The organism is Nostoc piscinale CENA21 (genome assembly GCF_001298445.1).
Classification (GTDB): Bacteria; Cyanobacteriota; Cyanobacteriia; order Cyanobacteriales; family Nostocaceae; genus Nostoc_B; species Nostoc_B piscinale_A.
Window position 1 is genome coordinate 6,049,534 of record NZ_CP012036.1, and the last position, 19,887, is coordinate 6,069,420.

Here is a 19,887-nt window from a genome sequence, read left to right on the forward strand (position 1 = left end):
CGTTATTCAAGTGCTGACATACATGCTTTAACCAAAAAAGGCGAAAGACTCAAGACTGAAATCTAGACTTGGAGATAGAAGGTCAAAGTACTACTAATCGCGGAATTTACCCTTTGAAAATATCTAAATTCTCTGACTATAGCCATATACTTCATACTTTATACTTCATATTTCATACTTCCTCATTCTTCCACAGAAGTAATAAGTGGAGTGTTAACCCTTTTAAAATAGTGAACATAAACTACCTATAAATTTTCTTATCACTGAAGACTTCCACCTCTAGTAGAACTTATGGCATTTTCTTCGATTGTGCGTGCCTTGGCGCGATCGCCACTCACCACAGAACTACTTTCTAAGCTCAATCGGCAACAAGATTTACGCTTAAATGGTATTCCCCGTCTACCCAAGGGCTTGGTAGCATCGGCACTAGCACAAAATTCAGGAAGGAATTTATTTGTTGTTTGTGCAACGCTGGAGGAAGCCGGACGCGCCTACGCTCAATTAGAGGCGATGGGCTGGTCAACAGTACATTTCTACCCAACTTCCGAAGCATCTCCTTACGAACCTTTTGACCCCGAAACTGAAATGACCTGGGGACAAATGCAGGTTTTGGCAGATTTGGTCAAGGGTCAAGAGTCAACAGTTAATGGTCAAAATAAAACCATAGCGGTGGTTGCTACTACGGGAGCTTTACAGCCGCATTTGCCGCCACCAGAGGCTTTTACACCTCTAAGTCTAACCTTGACCAAAGGAATGGAATTTGACCTGAATACCTTCAGTACCAAAATTACAACCTTGGGTTACGAGCGAGTACCTTTAGTTGAAACAGAAGGGCAATGGAGTCGACGTGGTGATATTGTTGATGTTTTCCCTGTTTCTTCAGAATTGCCAGTACGCTTAGAGTGGTTTGGCGACGAAATCGAGCAGATTAGAGAATTTGACCCGTCAACTCAGCGTTCTGCTCTTGACAAAATTAACCAAGTCGTGCTTACACCGACGAGCTTCACTCCGATCATCCTGGATGCACTTAAGGATAATGCTGAGTTCCAAGTTTTGAAAGAGGAGTTAAATACTGACTCAGAACTTGAGACTGAAGAAACAGGGATTTTAGAAGGAAGTCGGCGGTTTTTGGGGCTGGCGTTTGAAAAACCCGCATCGATTTTAGATTATTTACCTGAAAATACTTTAATTGCTATTGATGAACCAGAACAGTGTCATGCCCATAGCGATCGCTGGGTGGAAAATGCCGAGGAACAATGGTCGCTAGGGACTGGGGAATTAGATTTAGGTTCTCTACAATTACCGAAAATCCATCGGTCGTTTGATGATTGTCTGGCGGAAGTTACCCAATTTCCAACTGTTTATTTATCGGAAATTGCCGAAGAAAACAACGGGATTAATTTAGCGAGTCGGTCTGTACCAGTTACACCGCATCAGTTTGGTAAACTTGCCGAGACGCTAAGACAAGAACGCGATCGCAATTTCTCGATCTGGCTAATTTCCGCCCAACCTTCCCGTTCTGTCTCTCTATTACAAGAACACGACTGTCCGGCGCAGTTTATCCCCAACCCGCGCGACTACCAAGCAATTGAAAAGCAGCAAATCAATCATGTACCAGTCGCCTTAAAATATTCGGGCTTGGCGGAACTGGAAGGATTTATTCTGCCGACTTACCGCTTGGTAGTTGTCACCGACCGCGAATTTTACGGTCAGCACTCCCTCGCCACGCCAGGATATATCCGCAAGCGGCGTAAGGCTGCTTCTAAGCAAGTTGACCCGAATAAACTGCGTCCGGGAGATTATGTAGTTCACAGAAGCCACGGGATTGGTAAATTTGTCAAGCTGGAAAGTTTGACGATTAACGATGAAACCCGTGATTATATCGTCGTGCAGTACGCTGATGGGCTTTTACGGGTAGCGGCTGACCAAGTTGGTTCTTTGTCAAGGTTCCGCGCCACAGGCGATAAACCCCCAGAACTGCACAAAATGACTGGGAAGGCTTGGGACAATACCAAGAACCGCGTCCGCAAAGCTATTAAGAAATTAGCAGTAGACTTGCTGAAATTGTATGCAGCGCGATCGCAGCAACAAGGTTACGCCTATCCTCAAGATATGCCTTGGCAAGAGGAAATGGAAGATTCCTTCCCTTACCAACCTACCACCGACCAGCTTAAAGCTGTCCAAGATGTCAAACGCGACATGGAAAGCGATCGCCCAATGGATCGGTTAGTTTGTGGTGACGTTGGTTTCGGCAAAACTGAAGTTGCAATCCGCGCGATTTTTAAAGCTGTGACGGCTGGTAAACAAGTCGCACTCTTAGCACCTACAACTATCCTCACCCAGCAACACTACCACACCCTCAAAGAACGATTTGCACCTTATCCTGTGAATGTCGGCTTACTCAACCGCTTCCGTACTGCTGAAGAACGTCGCAATATTCAAAAGCGATTAGCAACAGGTGAGTTAGATATCGTCGTGGGTACACACCAACTTTTAGGTAAAGGCGTATCATTCCGCGACTTAGGCTTGTTGGTTGTGGATGAAGAACAAAGATTTGGTGTGAACCAAAAAGAGAAAATCAAATCTTTGAAAACTCAGGTTGATGTACTAACACTTTCCGCCACACCCATTCCCCGAACCTTGTATATGTCCTTATCTGGTATTCGGGAAATGAGTTTGATTACCACACCACCCCCAACCCGCCGACCAATTCAAACTCACCTTTCACCCCTGAATCCCGAAACAGTCCGCAGTGCAATTCGTCAAGAACTAGACCGAGGCGGACAGGTGTTTTATGTAGTTCCGCGAGTTGAAGGGATTGAAGAAACTACAGCCAAATTGCGCGAGATGATACCGGGAGGGAGATTTGCGATCGCTCACGGGCAGATGGACGAAAGCGAGTTAGAATCAACCATGCTCACCTTCAGCAATGGTGACGCAGATATCTTGGTATGTACAACAATTATTGAATCTGGGTTAGATATTCCCCGTGTTAACACCATCCTAATCGAAGACGCGCACCGTTTTGGACTATCGCAACTATATCAATTACGCGGTCGTGTTGGACGTGCAGGTATTCAAGCCCATGCCTGGTTATTCTATCCCAAGCAGCGCACCTTATCTGATGCGGCGCGGCAAAGGTTACGGGCAATACAAGAATTTACCCAACTCGGTTCCGGGTATCAACTAGCAATGCGCGACATGGAAATCCGAGGCGTGGGTAACTTGCTAGGTGCAGAACAATCCGGTCAAATGGATGCGATCGGTTTTGACTTGTACATGGAAATGTTAGAAGAGGCGATTCGAGAAATTCGCGGTCAAGAAATTCCCCAAGTTGATGATACGCAAATTGACCTCAACCTCACCGCATTTATTCCCGCCGATTACATTCCAGATATTGATCAAAAGATGAGTGCTTACCGTGCGGTGGCTGCGGCGAAATCGAAAGATGAACTAACGCAGATTGCTGCTGAATGGAGCGATCGCTATGGTACTTTACCCGTCCCCGCCAATCAACTTTTGCGCGTCATGGAACTGAAACAAGTAGCGAAAAAATTAGGATTTAGCCGCATCAAACCAGAGAACAAACAACACGTAATTTTAGAAACACCAATGGAAGAACCTGCATGGAATTTACTTGCAGCAAACTTACCAGAACATCTCAAAACACGCTTTGTTTACTCTCCTGGTAAAGTCACAGTCCGCGGTTTAGCTGTAATGAAAGCCGACCAACAATTGCAAAGTTTGATTGATGCAATGGGGAGAATGCAGGGAGCGATCGCAGAGGCTGCTGTTGTTTAAATAGTAGATTAGGACTAATCACCCACTAGAACTATATGTCAAACTTACTGAGCAGAATTACAATTAATCCCAAACAATGCGGCGGTCGCCCATGTATTCGAGGTATGAGAATTAGGGTGTCAGATGTATTAGACTTGTTTGCTGCTGGACTTAATGCAGAACAAATATTAGAAGAAATGCCTGATCTAGAAGCAGATGACCTCAAAGCAGCACTACTATATGCTTCGCGGAAGCTGAATCATCCAGTGTTAGTAGCATGACAATCTGGATAGATGCACATTTATCGCCTGCAATTGCAACTTGGATCAGCAACACTTTTGGTATAACAGCTTTAGCTTTACGCGATGTTGGTCTGAGAGATGCTGAAGACCTTGAGATTTTTGAGGCAGCAAAAACTCAAGGAGTTATCTTTGTAACTAAAGATAGCGACTTTGTTGACTTGGTTGAGCGTCTGGGAACACCACCGCAAATTATCTGGTTGACGTGCGGAAATACATCAAATTCTCGGTTACAAGAGATTTTAATTGCTACTTTACCAAAAGCATTAGAGCTTTTACGAACAGGTGAAAAGTTAGTAGAAATCAGTGGAGAATAGGAAAGGTAGTCCCCAATGGTACAGACAACAGCCAAAAATTTGACATTAGAGGAGTTTCTCAAACTACCAGAAACTAAACCTGCCAGTGAATACATTGATGCTCAAATTATTCAGAAACCTATGCCACAGGGTGAACACAGCACAATTCAAGGTGAACTAATCATCACCATCAATGGAGTTACGAAACCGCAGAAAATTGCACGAGCATTTCCAGAGTTGCGCTGCACTTTTGCTGGACGTGCGATCGTTCCAGATGTATCTGTGTTCCTGTGGGAGAGAATTCCGCGAAATGAGAACGGAGGTGTGGCAAATGTTTTTGCACTAGCTCCCGATTGGATAATTGAAATCCTTTCTCCTGAGCAAAGCCAAAGTAAGGTCATTGCTAAAATATTGCATTCCTTGAAGCATGGAACTCAAATGGGTTGGTTGATTGACCCAAGTGAAAGAGTAGTATTTGTTTATTTCTCAAACCAGCCACCAGAGTTATTTGATAAGCCAGAGCAGTTACTTCCTGTTCCATATTTTGCAAGTGAGTTACAGCTTACGGTCGGTGATTTATTCGGTTGGTTATTGGAATAAAAAACCAAAATGAATATTAAAAAATATCTATAAAATTTGGATTCATTGATTTTTAATTAGTTTAACTTAGAGTAATTTTAGAAAAGTTTATTATATAGTGTTAATGTCCAATGTCTGATATTGCTATCGAATTTCAGGAACTATTGAACCGAAATGACGTGACAGAGCAAAACTGCCAAGATTTTATTGAGAAAAATACTGAATTGTTTTACACACCATTTCTTCTGAACCATCATATTCATTTCAGTTCAATCATATCTAAATTTCCTTTAGACACATCCTTAGTGACTGATTTTGTTTACTTAACAAAGTCTTCAGATTTTTGGTATGTTGTTTTAGTCGAGCTAGAACATCCACATAAAGAACTCTTCCGAAATGACCAAAATAAGATTGTGCCGACTTCGGCAATGACTGAAGCAATGTCACAAATTCATTCTTGGCAAGAGTTTATAGCTAAAAATAAAAATGAAATTTTAAGACGACTGAATCCCCTTATTATACCTATACCTCTTCGGCATAATCCTATTTTTTTTAAATACTTATTAGTGATTGGTAGAAATGAACAAAAATCTGTAAATCAGGGGATGAGGGATAGATTAGCTAGTCTTTGTAATGATGATATTCTTATATGCACATACGACAGCTTAATTACCTACTACAAACATAGCCCTAAATTTAAAAAAAAATGTTCTTAAGCTTAGTAGAAATTATTTTGAAATAAAATATCTACATGAAACAAAACCTCTTCTATTCGCTAGTCTATTACCTGAAAATTTAAAGATTACTCCAGAGCAGAAAAGCTTACTAATTGGGCGTGGTTACGATATTGAAGATTGGGAAAAGGGAAAATTACTTTCTTACAACGGTAAAATGACATCTGAAAAAGGGAAAACATATAAGAAAAAGCAAAAAAATTAAAATAGCTTTGTTGTTTCCAAGATAAGTAACTGAGCAATTATAGATAATTAATACTTGGACTTTTTTAAAGATAAACAGCTATGACTGAGCTACTAGAATACGCTATATCTCGATTGAAAACTTTACCTGCTGATGAGCAAGATGCGATCGCAGCTATGATTCTAGAAGAACTAGAAGATGAACGCCGTTGGGATGAAGCTTTTGCTAGTTCTCCCGACTTACTTGCGAAACTTGCATCGGAAGCGATGGCTGAATATCGTACAGGCAAAACCCAAGAGTTAGATCCAAATAATAGGCTGCTGTCTCAATTCTAAGAAGGTAGCGCGATCGTCTTCTCCCTAGTTAGTTTTTACACTAACAAACCCAATAGTCAAATGTACTAAAATTGAGATCCAACCTCTGTTAGAGTGTTTTCGTATGTCTTTGCAAGAGTTGAAAGAACAAGCGTGTAAACAGCCTGTGAGCGATCGCTGCAAGGTACGTCTTAGTTGAAATTGCTGTATGAAATGATTTTTTACACCTACCCATCCGCGCGGCTGGTTCAGCAAAGACTAAAATTCTTTGTGTTGATAAGCTAAATAAACAGCTTCTAAAAAGATATCAGGAGCAACTGCTGGCAAGTTATCTAAGTTAACAATGGCTGCTACTTGTTGAGTTAATTTAGAAGCAAGTGCTACTCTTGATTTGGTTGCCATTGCGCCACGTCGCTGCAAGTATTCTCGAATTACGGCAAAATCATCTGGTAATAATTGAGATAAATCAGCAATATTTAGCAATTCTGTATACAGTGAATTTGCTTGTTCTGATATGGTGAAAGTTGCTGATGGTGCGGCTATTTCAGATTCAATCACAATTGTACCAGCAACCCAATCACCCAAGCGTTTTTCACGGCTGCTAAACATAATAAAAAAAAGCCCCCAGAAAGAAAAATTCGTCTAAAGGCCGCAGTAAGGCGCGTAAAGTTGTCTGCGCTAACCCAACGGGTCTACCATCATCTCGCACAACCCGAATTTTCGCCAAGCGTTTTCCTGGGGTTTGCCCTTGCCATAAGGTTTCAAAAAATACAAAATAACCAACGTAAATTCCGAAGAGAAGTAAAAAGGTAATGGCAATTAGCCAAAGTCCTACTTGCGAACCAATAGCCTCTTGTCCTTCCAAAATATCAGCTAACTGACCAGATAGAGAAATCCAGACATAGATGCACACTAATATAATTACAGCTAATGCCAGATAGTCAATTAGCAAAGCCCAAGCACGGTTTCCTATCCCAGCGAGGGTAAATTCTAGTTCGACGCTTTCGGGGGTGCGGAATTTAACGCGGTTAAAAAAGTGCATAAATAATATTTTTACTTTAGATTTCGCGATCGCGTAATTGTAAGCCTAACCCTTCCCGGCGGCTGCGGAGGTCGTAATAAATCACAGCTTTAATTGTTTGCCACAATGGTACAATTGCTGCACTACTAGTAAAACTTAGAGCCAAAACTACGACAGCATAAAGCACAACAAACAATCCAGAATTGTCTCTGGTAATTGCCAAAAAAGCAACCTGAATAATACTAGTAATAATCTGCACAAGAATTTGAATTGGAATGGTAATTAAAAAAGCAATAAAGGAAATTAATAAAATCCGCCACACATAACCTTCAGTTAACTCCCAGCTACGGCTAATAGATGATGTCGCGTCAATATTTTCCTCAATGGCTAAAGGTACATCAACCAAAAAAAAATCGAGTTAAAAACCAAAAAAACTCCCAGAAAAATTCCAATACCTGCAATAAGTGCGATCGCAACCAATAAAATCACACTGACAGGATTTCCTTGCTGACCAGATCCGCTAATTAAGGCTGCTGACAAAAAACTAAACAGCGTAAATACAATAACCACTCCCAACACTACACCTAAGCCTAAAAAACCCATTAACAGCATCATCAATAAAAACTGCCACATTCTAGAATTGACAAAGCGTTCGCCTGATGACATACTTTCTGGCTGATTAACTAGTTCGCCAAAAGCCAAGCGCGAAATCAGCGAGATGAGAGCGTAACATTTTCCCCAACCATATATAGGTACCAATACCCAGACATAAGCCCTCAACGCCAATAAAAAATAATCCTTCAAATGAGAACGATATAGCCGTATACCTGCACTGACAACATTTCCCACGCTGAGTGGTTGCATAGGACTTGGAGAACCAATATTTCCCGACATGATGCCAAATTTCCTTGAAAGTACAGTTGTGAATTTGTGGCTATCTTAAGGTAGGTTAGAGCAATTCGTAATTCGTAATTTGTAATTCGTAATTAACAAATGTAGACATAATCGAGGTTTTAAGCGGCGTTAGTGACCAAATTTTAGAAAATGAATTCTAATTGCTCATATCATTTCTTAATGAAAACGCAATTTATAGTTTTTCCTCTTGTCTTCCTTGTCTCCCAATCCCCCTTCCCTTCTACCAAGCTACTCCTTACTCCCCGACTCTATGAATATTCAAAGATGGATTACCCGCAGAGAACCAAATTGGCAGCGTTTGGATGCTTTATTAAAGCAAGTAGAAAAAAAAGGACTTAAATCTGCACGCGCTGGGGAAATTAGGGAATTAGCCAGTTTATATCGTTCAGTGGCGGCTGATTTAGCCCGCGCCCAGACACAACAAATTGGTCAGACTTTAATCCAAAGTTTGCAAATTTTAACAACTCGCGGTTACACGCAGATTTACCAAGGTTCACGACGACAAGAATGGCGGGCGGCGTTGGAATTTTACCGTTGGGGTTTACCATTGGTTGTACAGCAGACATTTCCCTATATTGCTTTGGCTACAGGTTTGTTTTTGCTGGGGGGAGTGGTTGGTTGGTGGTATGCTTGGCAAGACCCAACCTTTATGTCATTGGTAGTGCCACAACGCTTAATTTCTCAGGTACGAGATGAGCATAAATTATGGATGGGGTCGATTGTGGGAGTTGAACCGTTAGCATCCAGCAGCATTATGATTAATAATCTTTCGGTGTCGTTTGGTGCGGTTGCAGGTGGAATTACGGCGGGATTCTACACAACTTATTTAATGGTATTTAATGGTTTATTAATTGGTGCTGTTGGTACTTTAGTCGGTCAAAATAATTTAGCTTATCCTTTTTGGGCGTTTGTTTTTCCTCATGGGGCTTTGGAATTGCCAGCGATATTTTTTGCTGGTGGTGCAGGTTTATTATTAGCTAGAGCAATTTTATTTCCTGGTAAATATCGCCGTGGTGATGCGTTAAAGTTCTATAGTTTCCAAGCGGCACAATTAGTTTTTGGGATTGTACCTATGTTAATTATTGCTGGTACAATAGAAGGCTTTTTTTCGCCTAATCCCAATGTCCCAGACCCAATTAAATATCTTGTGGGACTAGGATTATTTGTATTTTTGGTGTTGTATTGTAATCGCAAGCGTAGTTAGGTAATTTCATCTCTAGTCGTTTCCAGTCGAACTAGTTAGACTTTTTGAGGAATTTTCTTTAGATAATCTATTTGCTCTTGAGACAAAATTGTTCTAAGTTACTTGCCTTAAAATCGATGAAATTCTGCAATTATAGCAATCGAAGTATAGGTTAGGACATTAAACGAATAGCTATTTTACTGCCATTTACTTGTACAAACTGCTCAAATTGCTCTGAACCAAGAATTTTGGGATTATATCCTTGTTGATATCCTACTTTCGCCTGATAGTTTCCTGTTTCTTCTCTCTTTTTTAATCAAGTGTCTCTTGTATTACGGCTAATTTGAAAGGTTCGACTGGCTTGAGTTTTGCTCATCCTAGTATCAATCGCATTAATTACCTTTGTTCTTTAATCGTAACTATAATATTCTGGCATTTTTTTTAGGGTCATTTTTTTTTTAGTATGTCCTAACCTATGCTTAGACTGCTATATATCAGATTTATAGATAGCCAATTGCGGACTGCTAATGATAAAAAGCTATTAGCGATTTGCAAGTAACTTTTATGACAAATTTTCTCCAGCCGCCAAGATTACGTATTGGTGAAGAAGATAGTGAAGAAGAAAGACGCGCCACTTGGCTGGAACTGTTTTATGATTTGGTGTTTGTGGTTGCAGTGTCGCAAGTAGCGCACAATCTCAAGGAAGATATTTCGCTGTCGGGGTTACTGGGATTTGTGGTTTTGTTTATCCCAATTTGGTGGTCATGGATTGGGACGACGTTCTATGCTAACCGCTTTGATAGCGATGATGTGATTCATCGGTTGTTGGTTGGGGTACAAATGTTAACGGCGGCGGGGATGGCTGTGAATATTCATCATGGCTTGGGAGAAAGTTCGCCGGGTTTTGCTTTGGCTTATGCACTGGGTAGGGCTGTGCTGGTGGCGGAGTATGTGCGGGCGGGGATACATATTCCGTCGGCGCGTCCGTTAACAACTCGCTACGCCATTGGTTTTGCGATCGCATCTTTGATTTGGTTAAGTTCTGCTTTTGTTCCTGTTCCTTGGCGATTTGCACTTTGGGGCGTGGGAATTGCGATTGATTTTGGTACACCAATAACCGCACGGAAACATCAAATTGGTTTACTTCCTCACGCTTCTCATTTACCAGAACGTTTTGGATTGTTCACAATTATTGTGTTGGGGGAAGCGATTATTGCGGTGGTTGAAGGTGTCTCACAACAAAAAATGGCAGGTGTTGACAGTAATTTCTGCGATTTTTGGGCTGATGATTGCTTTTAGTTGGTGGTGGGTTTATTTTGACAATTTAGGCGGGACACCCATTGAAACTGCACGCACTCAAGGAAAAATAGGGACGGTTAACATCTGGCTTTATACCCATTTACCATTAGTAATTGGGATTGCGGCTACTGGTGTTGGTGTCGAAAAAATCTTGGTAAGTCCGCCAACATTAGCATTGCCAGATGCCCAAAGATGGTTGATTTGTGGTTCAGTAGCATTATGCTCTTTAGCTGTGGGTATTCTGCACCGCTATGGCGTGATTCGATATTGTAAGATTCGTTCGCTGTATCGCTTGATTGGTGCGGCTGTGCTAATAGCGATCGCACTTTTTGGCAAAGGTTTATTACCAATTTTTGTTATCGCCTTAGTAGCTGTGGTTTCTGCTGTCCAAGTTATTCAAGATTTGTCTCAAAGTCGTCCGACAACTCGCTTGGCTGATCCTGAAATTTAAGTTTCGGAATACATATCTTGCACCTAGTACAACAAGGCAAAAGTAAAAATAGTCATAACACAAGCTTTTTAGCAATTTTTTATGGTCTGTTTATTTACGCCAACCTGTACTAGCCCCGACGAATGGAATTCGCGGCTATAAAAACAAAGTCCGCCTATCGCGCTTGCGCTGCGCTTGGCGCACCACGCGGACTAATTCAAAACAGAAGTTTTATCTTTGAGGCGCGACTGAAATCGCTTGCTGCAAGCTATGTATATATAGGTTTCTCAATTAATTTCATACTTCAGCCTTCATACTTCATATTTCACACTCCAGCCTTTTTTCCTAATCTGCGATCGCCCAACGCACGTAAGGACGAAAGGCTGCTACAGTTTTGTAAGTAATTAGCTGTCCTGGTGCGTTGAGTTTTCGCAAATCTACACGGAAATATGCTTTTTTATTTTTAAACTGCACATTATAAAAAGGATATTCCTGTCCTTGGGTTTGACCAACACAGTTAGCATAATTACTGCGTAAAGGTGAAACAAACTCCACAAACAGTTTATTTTTAGATGCGACTAATTGAGTTGTATCTGCAAAATCTCTAGTATCTGCAATGACAGTATGTTCTGCACCACCTTCATAGGGTAGCGTTAACCACCACAAACCAACTGTCTGCGGACAACTTCCACTTGTGCGTTGCACTTTTAATTGTACATTGGGTTCAGCCAGTGGACTCTGTAAAGGTTGTGCTTGCGCTGTAGAAGCGCAAGAACCTGCTACTAATAATGGGCATAAAATCCCAGCTAAAATTGTCAAATCGGCAAATTTATTCATAATTTGAAATGTTTATTCCGCGCACTATTTCTTATAAATTGACTGTAAAACTGTAGCAAAAGTGCCTAATTAATTTTATTTATTGCTAACGTGTTGTCAGTTACAGTTACATCCTCAAAAACAACGCCACAATATTGTTAATTACGAATTATAAATTACGCATTCATACTACCTGCTGTCTCATGAAACCTCGAATCATTGTTTGTGGCTTAGGGCGTACGGGATATAAAATCTTTCGTCTGCTGAGACAGCAGGGAGCATTGGTTGTTGGTATTCATCACAAACCAATTCCCGGCGAATGTTCATCAGATATTATTATTGGTAATTTACACGCGGCGGCGACTTTGATGGCGGCGGGAATTCATCAAGCACATACTTTAGTAATTACAGCTTCGGAAGACACCTTAAATTTATCAATTATGATGCAAGCGCGAGTGTTGAATCCGCGCATTCGTATTATCAACCGTTTTTATAATACAAACTTGGGTGAAAGACTGGATCAAACCCTCCCAGAACATTTAAGTATGAGTGTTGTGGGATTAGCCGCACCATTATTTACCTTTGCGGCTTTAGGAAATCAAGCTATAGGACAAATTAAATTATTTGACCACACTTGGCCTGTTCAAGAAGAATATATTGATGAAAATCATCCTTGGTTGGGGCGGAATTTAAGTGATTTGTGGGAAGAACCCGCAAGAATATTAATTTATTACCTACCCGTACAAGGAGAGATGAATTTAATTGATGCAGTGCTATCGGGAAAAGAATTACAAGTAGGCGATCGCATAATTGTCGCAACTCAACCGCGCATTCGTTCTACCCGCAGATCGTTAATTAAAAAAGTCTTAAAAGTTTGCACCAGTCTGCGTCAGTTTCAGCAACATGGACAATCAATTGTCGTTGGTGCGCTAGTGTTAATAGCAATTATAGCAATTGCCACACTCACATATATGTCTACAGAATTGAGTTTATCTGTAGTCGATGCCTTGTATTTTTCTGTGGGGATGATTACTGGCGCAGGCGGTAATGATAAAGTTGTTGAAAATGCGCCCAACAGCGTCAAATTATTCACCATTGTAATTATGCTGATTGGTGCAGTGGTGATTGGTATTTGGTATGCGATGCTCACTGATTTTGTGTTAGGTAGCCGCTTTAAACAATTTTGGGACGCAGCCAGAATTCCCCAACGCCATCATTATATTGTCTGCGGTTTAAGTGGTATTGGCAGCAAAATTGTCCAGCAACTTCATACCAGTGGCTATGAAGTCATTGTGATTGAAACTGACTCAAATAATAAATATGTCAACTCGGTGCGGCGGTTAGGAATTCCAGTAATTCAAGGTGATGCAAGTTTCCGCACCATTTTACAAACCAGTAACGTAACTGCGGCGGCGGCGGTATTAGCTGTCACTAACAACGATGCAACTAACTTAGAAATTGCCCTTAAAACCAAAGGTTTAGCCCCAAAAATTCCTGTAATTGTCCATTATGCTGACCCCGATTTTGCTAGGATGGCGCAACAAGTCTTTGATTTTGAAGCCGTTCTCAGTCCCGCAGAACTAGCCGCGCCAGCCTTTGCCGCCGCTGCTTTAGGGGGACGCATTCTCGGTAATGGCATCACCGCCGATAAATTATGGGTAGCCTTTGCCACATTAATTACAGCATCACATCCTTTTTGCGGTCAATTGGTTAAAGAAATTGCCATATCTGCTGACTTTGTACCGTTATATGTAGAAAGCAACAGTCAACGTATCCAAGGTTGGGAATTACTCACAACACAACTAGACGAGGGAGATATTCTATATTTAACAATGCCAGCAAATCGTTTATATCAACTATGGCGGGAAGATAGAGTATCGCAGACAAGTTAAGAAAATAAAGGGTGTATAGGTGTAGGAGTTGAAGAAATGCGATCGCTCACATTGTGATTGTGGCGGTAAAAATATGAAATGCGATCGCTCACATTATGATTGTGATGCTTGAAAGATGAAATGCGATCACTCACATTGTGATTGTGGCGGTAAAAATATGAATTGCGATCGCTCACATTGTGATTGTGATGCTTGAAAGATGAAATGCGATCGCTCTTATTAAACCTTAGACCCCAGTCCCCAAACCCTAACGATTTAGTATTCAAAAACCAATCAAATCAACGAATGACCTTAAAAGTGCTGGATAACATCTGGAGAGGAAATCAAGTCAGAGGATATCTTTACAAAGGTGTGGTTACAGAACTAGCCGAAAATGGCTTAGTCCCATACTTAAAGCTTTACAGCACTAGACATACCTTCGCCACTTGGGCAATCACGTCAGGGGCATCGCCTGAAAAAGTGGCGTATTGGCTTGGTGATGACGTGAGAACAGTATTGGCTTACTACTGTCACCCAAACGTAACTAAAACTGAATGCCCAGATTTTTAATGCTACTCAACTGCTACTCAAAAAAACGCTGGAAATCGCTGTTTATAAGTTAGGTGGTAATTCCAGAGGAATTGTCCCTAATAAACCCTTGCGATAATCTGTGAAAATTTGTCTCGCCGCACGTTCCACATCACCGTTGTAACGACGTTCTGCCAAAGCTTCTAGGTATGATTCTCCTGTGTAGGTAGACGAGTCGAGTTCGTAGCGTAACTTGAACGGGGATTCTGGTAATAAATGATTTGCTGTTATATGAATTTCATTCAGAAAATCTATGAAGGCTGATGCGACGAGTTGATTATCATAAGATGCTTGTCCAATATCGTCACAAATTGCCAGTTTCAAAGCTGCGGCTTGATTTTCTAAACGGGAAGGAATCACACCAGGAGCATCAAGTAATTCTAATTGATCAGATATACGTACCCAGCGTAAGTTACGTGTGACACCTGGACGCGCCGCACTTTCCACTACACGTCGTCCCAAAAGACGGTTAATTAAGGCTGATTTACCAACGTTAGGAAAACCAATCACCACAGCCCGGACAGGACGAGGTAACATACCGCGATCGCGTCTGCGTTGATTCAGTTCCACACCCGCAGCTTGGGCGGCTTTAGCTACAGCCGTCACACCTTGACCATGTTGAGCATTGGTAAAATAAGGCACTTCTCCTTGACTTTTAAACCAATCTGTCCATAGCGATCGCACTTGGGGCGTAATCATATCTAAGCGGTTCAATACCAAAATCCGCGTTTTGCTTCCCACCCATTCACTGATTTGCGGGTGGTGTGTCGCTAAAGGAATCCTCGCATCGCGGACTTCTAACACCACATCTACCAGCTTTAGCTGTTCTTTGAGATTCTTTTCTGCCTTAGCAATATGACCCGGATACCATTGGATCAAGTTTAATTTGTAGTTGTTTGTGAGAGACATATTTTTGTAGGGAGTGGGGAGTGGGGAAGACAAGGGAGACAAGGGAGATAAAAACCAATGACAGAGGACAAATGACTAATGACTATTGACTTCCTTAGCTTCATGCAGAATTAGGCGATTACCTTCAGGATCGTAAGCATAGATTTCTCGTCCGTGGGAAGCGATGGAGATTTCGCCGGGTGGAGGATAGCCTAAATTGGTGAGATGAGCGATCGCAACTTCTAAATTACTCACCTCAAAGCACAAACTTATTTTACTTTTAGTTGAGTGGGTAAATTCTGACTCATGACTCTGTTGGGGTTGAAAAATTCCCAAACGTAAACTTGTTAGTTGAAACTCTGCATAAACATTGGGAATCACATTACTCGGTTTTTCACTTAACAATTGTGTATAGAAATTTACTACTTCTTCTAAATTAACTGTGGCGATCGCCACAAGAACTTCAGTATATCGCAAAACCATGACTATTATATTTTTCAGACTGTGGTTAATTCATCCCACTTCTATCAGATGTTGCAATCTATAAATTCTGTAGAGACATTGTATACAACATCTCTACAACAGTATTTTCTGCTTGCTTAGTTCAACATTTAAAACATTGCAGACTTAGCTTGAGCAATCGCATTTAGCCAGGGTTTGATATCATTGCCATCCGTGTGCATATTCCATCGCTTACCAGTACGTTTGAAGGGATAAACATTGTTTTCTACAGCCCAAATTAAATCATCTAAATGTTTAATAAAATTTTCACCATGTTCTACAGGATGAATTGCCCAAGTCCCAGCCGTCATTGACCAACGTTCAAAACCTTTGACTTTAAAAGTATGCGTAATTGAATTTTCTAATGGCTCTTTGATATCCTTTTGGACTAGTGGTAAAACTTGCTTTTCTAATCGCTGGCGGTCTAAGAGAAAATATCTTGTAGAAACATTACCTGCTTTATTCCACAACTTTTTAGGTTTAGATTTTGCTGGACGACCAGTTAATTTTTCGAGAAAACTTTTGGCTTGTGGTGGCCCACCTTCGCAAGTAGCAATTACAACTGATGGATTTGCCTGCAACATTTCAATCCCTTCATCTATCCAAGATTTTCTGGTTACATCTCGGTAAAATAATACATCAGAATCAACATGCAGAATATAATCACCAGTACACTGTTCTAAGGCAAACAGATATTGATAAATTGGCGCTCCATCAAAATCTTTAACATCTATATCATCACGCCCAAAATACTTTTTTAAGACTGACTTTTGCAGTTCTTCATCCCAAGGTATTTCATCTACTCGATCAATGATTCCTTCAGTTTGCAGCTGCACTAATTTCGTTCTTAATTCGTCTATTTTTCCTGTCTGACGTTCTAGGTATTTACCAGATGGCTTACCCGGATCTAATGCTACCAGCTTTTCGGAGAATGGATAATCTAGAGAACGCATCATACTCCGAAGTATTTTATCGATGAATGGGGTATCAACAATGCACGCATTTACAGTAAAGCTAACTTTCGGCTTTTGACCAAGCGTGTTCATATTTAAATATCCTAGGTTTTGATGGCAGAATTACGTAAAAATCAAGTAAGAGGTGTGATTTTTTAGAGCATATCACGCTGTAATTATTCTCTGCCATCCGGTATAAACATTAAAGCGATTTTCCCGTAAAAATCCTACTAAAGTAATACCAAATTCTTCTGCAACAGAAACAGCCAAGCTGCTAGGTGCAGAAACAGAACAAACAAGTGGAATTCCTGCAACTACAGATTTTTGCAAAATCTCAAAACTAGAACGTCCACTCACCATGACAATATGACGATTAAAAGGTAAATCACCACTCAGCAAAGCGTTACCAATCAACTTATCTAAAGCATTGTGACGACCAACATCTTCTTGTAAGTTCCCAATTTTGCCTTCAGCATCAAATACTGCTGCTGCGTGTAACCCTCCAGTTGCTGAGAAAATACCCTGATGCGATCGCAACTGATCAGATAAGCTGTAAATAACCTCAGATTTGACTGCTAAATCAGAAGTAATTTTTGCGTAACCCCGTAAACGTAAAGCCTCAATACTCGCTTTACCACAAACTCCACAGGCACTATTAATATAAAAGTGACGTTCTAAAGGCTGTAAATTTGGATTTAACCCTGGCTGTAACTGCACATTAATAATGTTATAACGCTGCTCACCATCTATAGATTCATCTGTGCAGTAACTCATCCTGTGAATATCTTGTTTACTGTTAATTACACCTTCACTAAACAGAAACCCCGCCGCTAATTCAAAATCTGCGCCTGGGGTTCGCATAGTAATAGCTACTGTGCGCGATGGAGATGTCAACCGAATTTCTAAAGGTTCTTCTGTGGTGAGTTGGTCTTGTCGCAGGCGTTTTGTGCCATTTTCGACTACCCAAACTTGCGTTTTAGTTTTGCTTTTAGCCGGATCAATCAAGGGTGTGATCGCTCAACATTATTAATAATTTTATATAACATTGGGGTCAATATTTAACTCTCGCAACTTAGCGGCTAGACGTTCTGCACGTTGCTTTTCTTGTTCTGCACGTTGCTTTTCCTGTTCTGCACGCTGTTTTTCTTCATCTGCGCGTTGTTTTTCTTGCTGTGCCAATTCTTCTGGTGTCGGCAATAACTCACCTTGTGCTGTAAAATAGCGCAATTGATTGTCTTGCACACCTAAATATAATTCTAACTGCTGACTCCATAACCAACCTTGAGAATTTGGTTCTATTGGTTGGTATTGGGCATAAACTAACTGAAACCCTGCAAATTCTAAATTGTTTGGGTCAAACCAAAAATATTCCGGTGTGCGAAAAGTATCTTGGTAGATTTGTTTTTTTAAGCCTTTATCTGTGGCTTTTGTAGAAGGTGAAAGTAACTCGACAATAATATTAGGATATTTACCGTCTTCTTGCCAAATTACCCAACTTTTGCGAGGTCTTCTTTCGCATCCCCGCACTACAAAAAAATCAGGGCCACGAAATTCTTCTGATTTAAGTTGACGTTGACTGTAATATATTGTCAGATTTCCCGCCGCATAAAAGTCATTGCGGTTTTGCCACCACAATTCTAAACACTGTAGTAACAAAATAATTTGGCGTAGATGTAAATCGCTTTCCAATGGTGGTTCGTCACTTTCGATATCTCCTGGTGGAAATATTATATCTGTGGCTGGCGGCAAATCTTGGGCAACTGACATGACTTTCTTGGGGCTAGAGTTGAGTCAACTGGTTATAGATTACAGATGTCATTACTATCATAATCTGGTTGAATCTTGAAAATACTGAGTAGCGATCGCATTTTAACTGCCAACACTACCAGAGCGATCGCACACTTGCAACTTTGATAAATTCTTTAAAATGCCAAGCTAACCCGATATCTGCCATATTATTTTTTTAAACTAGTATTAGCAATACTATAAAAGTCTGATTGATTCACAAATGCAATTACAAGAGATACAGCAGATTTCCAGTTAGTTAAGTACACAATTGAGTGATTAACGCTAGGCTGAGAGCCTATTCTGATTCCTGAATTCTGCTATAAGTATTTATCTCTAAATTGCCTACGAGGTAATCTTAAAATGCCCAAATGGAAAGTAGTAACGGAATTTTCTTTTAATAGCGCCCACTACATCAAAGATTATGATGGCCCCTGTGGTCGGATGCACGGGCATAATTACCAAGTCCGCATCGAAGCTATATCAACACAGTTGCATTCTTCACAATTTTGTCCTCATCCAGTCATGGTAGCGGATTTTAGAACTTTACGTTGGGCAAAACAAGATGTCACAAAAGGCGGTCTTGACCACTGCATTTTAAATGAAGTTATGCCTCCTGAATATGAGACTACGGCGGAAATGATTGCTAAGTATATTTACGATGAAACAAAGAAGCGAGTACCGCCAAATGTACAATTAAAAGTTCATATTTCGGAAACACCTAATAGTTGGGTGGAATATGAAGAATAATTTTAGTCAGTAGATTGTTACACATCTTTATCATTGGGCGAAGTTAGTCCCCATCAAAGAAGTTTTATCATTCTGCATAAAAGAGGGGCTAATTTCTCGTTTCGAGTCTTTAGCCCCTCTTTTCTCGCTTTTTGGCACACAACTTTATTCGTACTTATTTAGTGTTTCTTAAATATTTTTGTTAATTAAATACATTTTAAAACCTAAAAAATTAAGATATTTCTTTCGGTAGATGGCATTTACAAATTATTATAAGAATACCAAGATTGTGCTAGTAAACTTTTATGAACTAATCAATGTAATAGCGCCTTTCTGAAAGTTCATAAAGTTATAAATCACATTATTAATTTTTTAATAATACTTGTCTCAGCTTGTACATTCATGCCATAAGTCACTGCCGAAATTGTGTAATCTAAAAAAAGCTAGGCTAATCTTCAATGAGGTCTGATGACTCCCAATATTCTGCGTCAGCTTTGGTCTGTGGTTGAAACTGCCCAAACCATGACCCTCCTACAGCTGGATGATGCTAGCTTGGTGCAATGGTTGGTAAAACAAACCACAACACAAGTTTTCTTAGATTCCCATGAGATTGACTCTCTTGGTGACTATATTCAATCCCGGCTAAGTTTGATACGAGATATCGCTTATGAGCGACATTATTAATAAGTCAATGGTCAAGAATCCAGAGTAAAAACAATTGA

General features: G+C 40.5%; 18 protein-coding genes and 3 pseudogenes. 12 read left to right on the forward strand and 9 right to left on the reverse strand.

Annotation, left to right across the window (positions count from 1 at the left end; all coding sequences use genetic code 11):
* The first annotated feature begins 291 nt into the window (after window positions 1–291).
* From mfd to ACX27_RS25875, 6 genes are all read left to right on the forward strand, one after another.
* Entirely contained in the window at window positions 292–3,801 is a 3,510-nt protein-coding gene (gene mfd, locus ACX27_RS25850; protein WP_062296639.1) for a transcription-repair coupling factor, read from the forward strand.
* 35 nt (window positions 3,802–3,836) lie between these two features.
* Entirely contained in the window at window positions 3,837–4,061 is a 225-nt protein-coding gene (locus ACX27_RS25855) for a DUF433 domain-containing protein (RefSeq protein ID WP_062296641.1), read from the forward strand.
* Window positions 4,058–4,396: a DUF5615 family PIN-like protein gene (locus tag ACX27_RS25860; RefSeq protein ID WP_062296643.1), complete on the forward strand. Its 339-nt coding sequence runs from the start codon at window positions 4,058–4,060 to the stop codon at window positions 4,394–4,396. The genes ACX27_RS25855 and ACX27_RS25860 overlap by 4 nt, the downstream gene beginning before the upstream one ends.
* 15 nt (window positions 4,397–4,411) lie before the next feature.
* Complete coding sequence (locus ACX27_RS25865; RefSeq protein WP_062296645.1) at window positions 4,412–4,975, forward strand: Uma2 family endonuclease; 564 nt, start codon at window positions 4,412–4,414, stop codon at window positions 4,973–4,975.
* A 110-nt stretch (window positions 4,976–5,085) separates the two neighbouring features.
* Window positions 5,086–5,670, forward strand: coding sequence for a Shedu immune nuclease family protein (locus ACX27_RS25870; RefSeq protein WP_062296647.1), 585 nt, complete (start codon window positions 5,086–5,088; stop codon window positions 5,668–5,670).
* 303 nt (window positions 5,671–5,973) lie between these two features.
* Window positions 5,974–6,207: a hypothetical protein gene (locus ACX27_RS25875; RefSeq protein WP_062296649.1), complete on the forward strand. Its 234-nt coding sequence runs from the start codon at window positions 5,974–5,976 to the stop codon at window positions 6,205–6,207.
* 237 nt (window positions 6,208–6,444) lie between these two features.
* Here ACX27_RS25875 and ACX27_RS25880 read toward each other — a convergent pair.
* Together ACX27_RS25880 and ACX27_RS25885 are read right to left on the reverse strand one after the other, a co-directional pair.
* Window positions 6,445–7,228 (reverse strand): annotated as a pseudogene (locus ACX27_RS25880) (RDD family protein).
* A gap of 16 nt (window positions 7,229–7,244) precedes the next feature.
* Window positions 7,245–8,101, reverse strand: a pseudogene (locus tag ACX27_RS25885) (DUF975 domain-containing protein).
* 271 nt (window positions 8,102–8,372) lie between these two features.
* Here ACX27_RS25885 and ACX27_RS25890 point away from each other — a divergent pair.
* Both ACX27_RS25890 and ACX27_RS25895 read left to right on the forward strand, forming a co-directional pair.
* The gene (locus tag ACX27_RS25890; RefSeq protein WP_062296651.1) at window positions 8,373–9,326 is read left to right on the forward strand and encodes a stage II sporulation protein M; all 954 of its coding nucleotides are present in this window, start codon (window positions 8,373–8,375) and stop codon (window positions 9,324–9,326) included.
* Window positions 9,327–9,869: 543 nt separating this feature from the next.
* Window positions 9,870–11,055 (forward strand): annotated as a pseudogene (locus ACX27_RS25895) (low temperature requirement protein A).
* A 324-nt stretch (window positions 11,056–11,379) separates the two neighbouring features.
* Here the strand turns inward: ACX27_RS25895 and ACX27_RS25900 are convergent.
* Window positions 11,380–11,871, reverse strand: coding sequence for a hypothetical protein (locus tag ACX27_RS25900; RefSeq protein WP_062296654.1), 492 nt, complete (start codon window positions 11,869–11,871; stop codon window positions 11,380–11,382).
* A gap of 182 nt (window positions 11,872–12,053) precedes the next feature.
* Here ACX27_RS25900 and ACX27_RS25905 point away from each other — a divergent pair, with 182 nt between their 5' ends.
* Window positions 12,054–13,742 carry an NAD-binding protein gene (locus tag ACX27_RS25905; protein WP_062296656.1) on the forward strand — a complete coding sequence of 563 codons (1,689 nt, stop codon included), beginning with the start codon at window positions 12,054–12,056 and terminating at the stop codon, window positions 13,740–13,742.
* Here ACX27_RS25905 and ACX27_RS32005 read toward each other — a convergent pair.
* Window positions 13,739–14,008: a hypothetical protein gene (locus ACX27_RS32005; RefSeq protein WP_158507422.1), complete on the reverse strand. Its 270-nt coding sequence runs from the start codon at window positions 14,006–14,008 to the stop codon at window positions 13,739–13,741. The genes ACX27_RS25905 and ACX27_RS32005 overlap by 4 nt on opposite strands.
* Window positions 14,009–14,027: 19 nt before the next feature.
* On the opposite strand from ACX27_RS32005, the gene ACX27_RS32590 reads away from it, so the two are divergent.
* A complete protein-coding gene (locus ACX27_RS32590; RefSeq protein ID WP_062296658.1) occupies window positions 14,028–14,291 on the forward strand; it encodes a site-specific integrase in 264 nt (87 codons plus the stop codon).
* A 42-nt stretch (window positions 14,292–14,333) separates the two neighbouring features.
* Here ACX27_RS32590 and ylqF read toward each other — a convergent pair whose 3' ends face one another.
* The 5 genes from ylqF to ACX27_RS25935 form a co-directional block, all read right to left on the reverse strand.
* Window positions 14,334–15,218: a ribosome biogenesis GTPase YlqF gene (ylqF, locus tag ACX27_RS25915; protein ID WP_062296660.1), complete on the reverse strand. Its 885-nt coding sequence runs from the start codon at window positions 15,216–15,218 to the stop codon at window positions 14,334–14,336.
* 75 nt (window positions 15,219–15,293) lie between these two features.
* Window positions 15,294–15,680: a VOC family protein gene (locus tag ACX27_RS25920; protein ID WP_062296662.1), complete on the reverse strand. Its 387-nt coding sequence runs from the start codon at window positions 15,678–15,680 to the stop codon at window positions 15,294–15,296.
* A gap of 128 nt (window positions 15,681–15,808) precedes the next feature.
* Entirely contained in the window at window positions 15,809–16,744 is a 936-nt protein-coding gene (locus tag ACX27_RS25925) for a glycosyltransferase family A protein (protein WP_062296664.1), read from the reverse strand.
* 72 nt (window positions 16,745–16,816) lie between these two features.
* On the reverse strand, window positions 16,817–17,656 hold the full coding sequence (gene fdhD, locus ACX27_RS25930; protein ID WP_144427532.1) for a formate dehydrogenase accessory sulfurtransferase FdhD: 840 nt from the start codon (window positions 17,654–17,656) through the stop codon (window positions 16,817–16,819).
* Between the two features lie 30 nt (window positions 17,657–17,686).
* A complete protein-coding gene (locus tag ACX27_RS25935; RefSeq protein ID WP_062296666.1) occupies window positions 17,687–18,418 on the reverse strand; it encodes a Uma2 family endonuclease in 732 nt (243 codons plus the stop codon).
* A gap of 381 nt (window positions 18,419–18,799) precedes the next feature.
* Between ACX27_RS25935 and ACX27_RS25940 the strand changes: the two genes are divergently transcribed.
* Both ACX27_RS25940 and ACX27_RS25945 read left to right on the forward strand, forming a co-directional pair.
* A complete protein-coding gene (locus ACX27_RS25940) occupies window positions 18,800–19,186 on the forward strand; it encodes a 6-pyruvoyl trahydropterin synthase family protein (RefSeq protein WP_062296668.1) in 387 nt (128 codons plus the stop codon).
* A 447-nt stretch (window positions 19,187–19,633) separates the two neighbouring features.
* Window positions 19,634–19,849 carry a hypothetical protein gene (locus ACX27_RS25945; protein ID WP_062296670.1) on the forward strand — a complete coding sequence of 72 codons (216 nt, stop codon included), beginning with the start codon at window positions 19,634–19,636 and terminating at the stop codon, window positions 19,847–19,849.
* Window positions 19,850–19,887 lie beyond the last annotated feature (38 nt).

Coding starts and splice junctions, on each gene's coding strand:
- ACX27_RS25860 (WP_062296643.1), top strand. CDS start 4,058: ATGACAATCTGGATAGATGCACATTTATCGCCTGCAATTGCAACTTGG.
- ACX27_RS25945 (WP_062296670.1), top strand. CDS start 19,634: ATGACTCCCAATATTCTGCGTCAGCTTTGGTCTGTGGTTGAAACTGCC.
- ACX27_RS25935 (WP_062296666.1), bottom strand. CDS start 18,418: ATGTCAGTTGCCCAAGATTTGCCGCCAGCCACAGATATAATATTTCCA.
- ACX27_RS25875 (WP_062296649.1), top strand. CDS start 5,974: ATGACTGAGCTACTAGAATACGCTATATCTCGATTGAAAACTTTACCT.
- ACX27_RS25940 (WP_062296668.1), top strand. CDS start 18,800: ATGCCCAAATGGAAAGTAGTAACGGAATTTTCTTTTAATAGCGCCCAC.
- ACX27_RS25905 (WP_062296656.1), top strand. CDS start 12,054: ATGAAACCTCGAATCATTGTTTGTGGCTTAGGGCGTACGGGATATAAA.
- ACX27_RS25870 (WP_062296647.1), top strand. CDS start 5,086: ATGTCTGATATTGCTATCGAATTTCAGGAACTATTGAACCGAAATGAC.
- ACX27_RS25925 (WP_062296664.1), bottom strand. CDS start 16,744: ATGAACACGCTTGGTCAAAAGCCGAAAGTTAGCTTTACTGTAAATGCG.
- ACX27_RS25900 (WP_062296654.1), bottom strand. CDS start 11,871: ATGAATAAATTTGCCGATTTGACAATTTTAGCTGGGATTTTATGCCCA.
- mfd (WP_062296639.1), top strand. CDS start 292: ATGGCATTTTCTTCGATTGTGCGTGCCTTGGCGCGATCGCCACTCACC.
- ylqF (WP_062296660.1), bottom strand. CDS start 15,218: ATGTCTCTCACAAACAACTACAAATTAAACTTGATCCAATGGTATCCG.
- ACX27_RS25890 (WP_062296651.1), top strand. CDS start 8,373: ATGAATATTCAAAGATGGATTACCCGCAGAGAACCAAATTGGCAGCGT.
- ACX27_RS25855 (WP_062296641.1), top strand. CDS start 3,837: ATGTCAAACTTACTGAGCAGAATTACAATTAATCCCAAACAATGCGGC.
- ACX27_RS25920 (WP_062296662.1), bottom strand. CDS start 15,680: ATGGTTTTGCGATATACTGAAGTTCTTGTGGCGATCGCCACAGTTAAT.
- ACX27_RS32590 (WP_062296658.1), top strand. CDS start 14,028: ATGACCTTAAAAGTGCTGGATAACATCTGGAGAGGAAATCAAGTCAGA.
- ACX27_RS25865 (WP_062296645.1), top strand. CDS start 4,412: ATGGTACAGACAACAGCCAAAAATTTGACATTAGAGGAGTTTCTCAAA.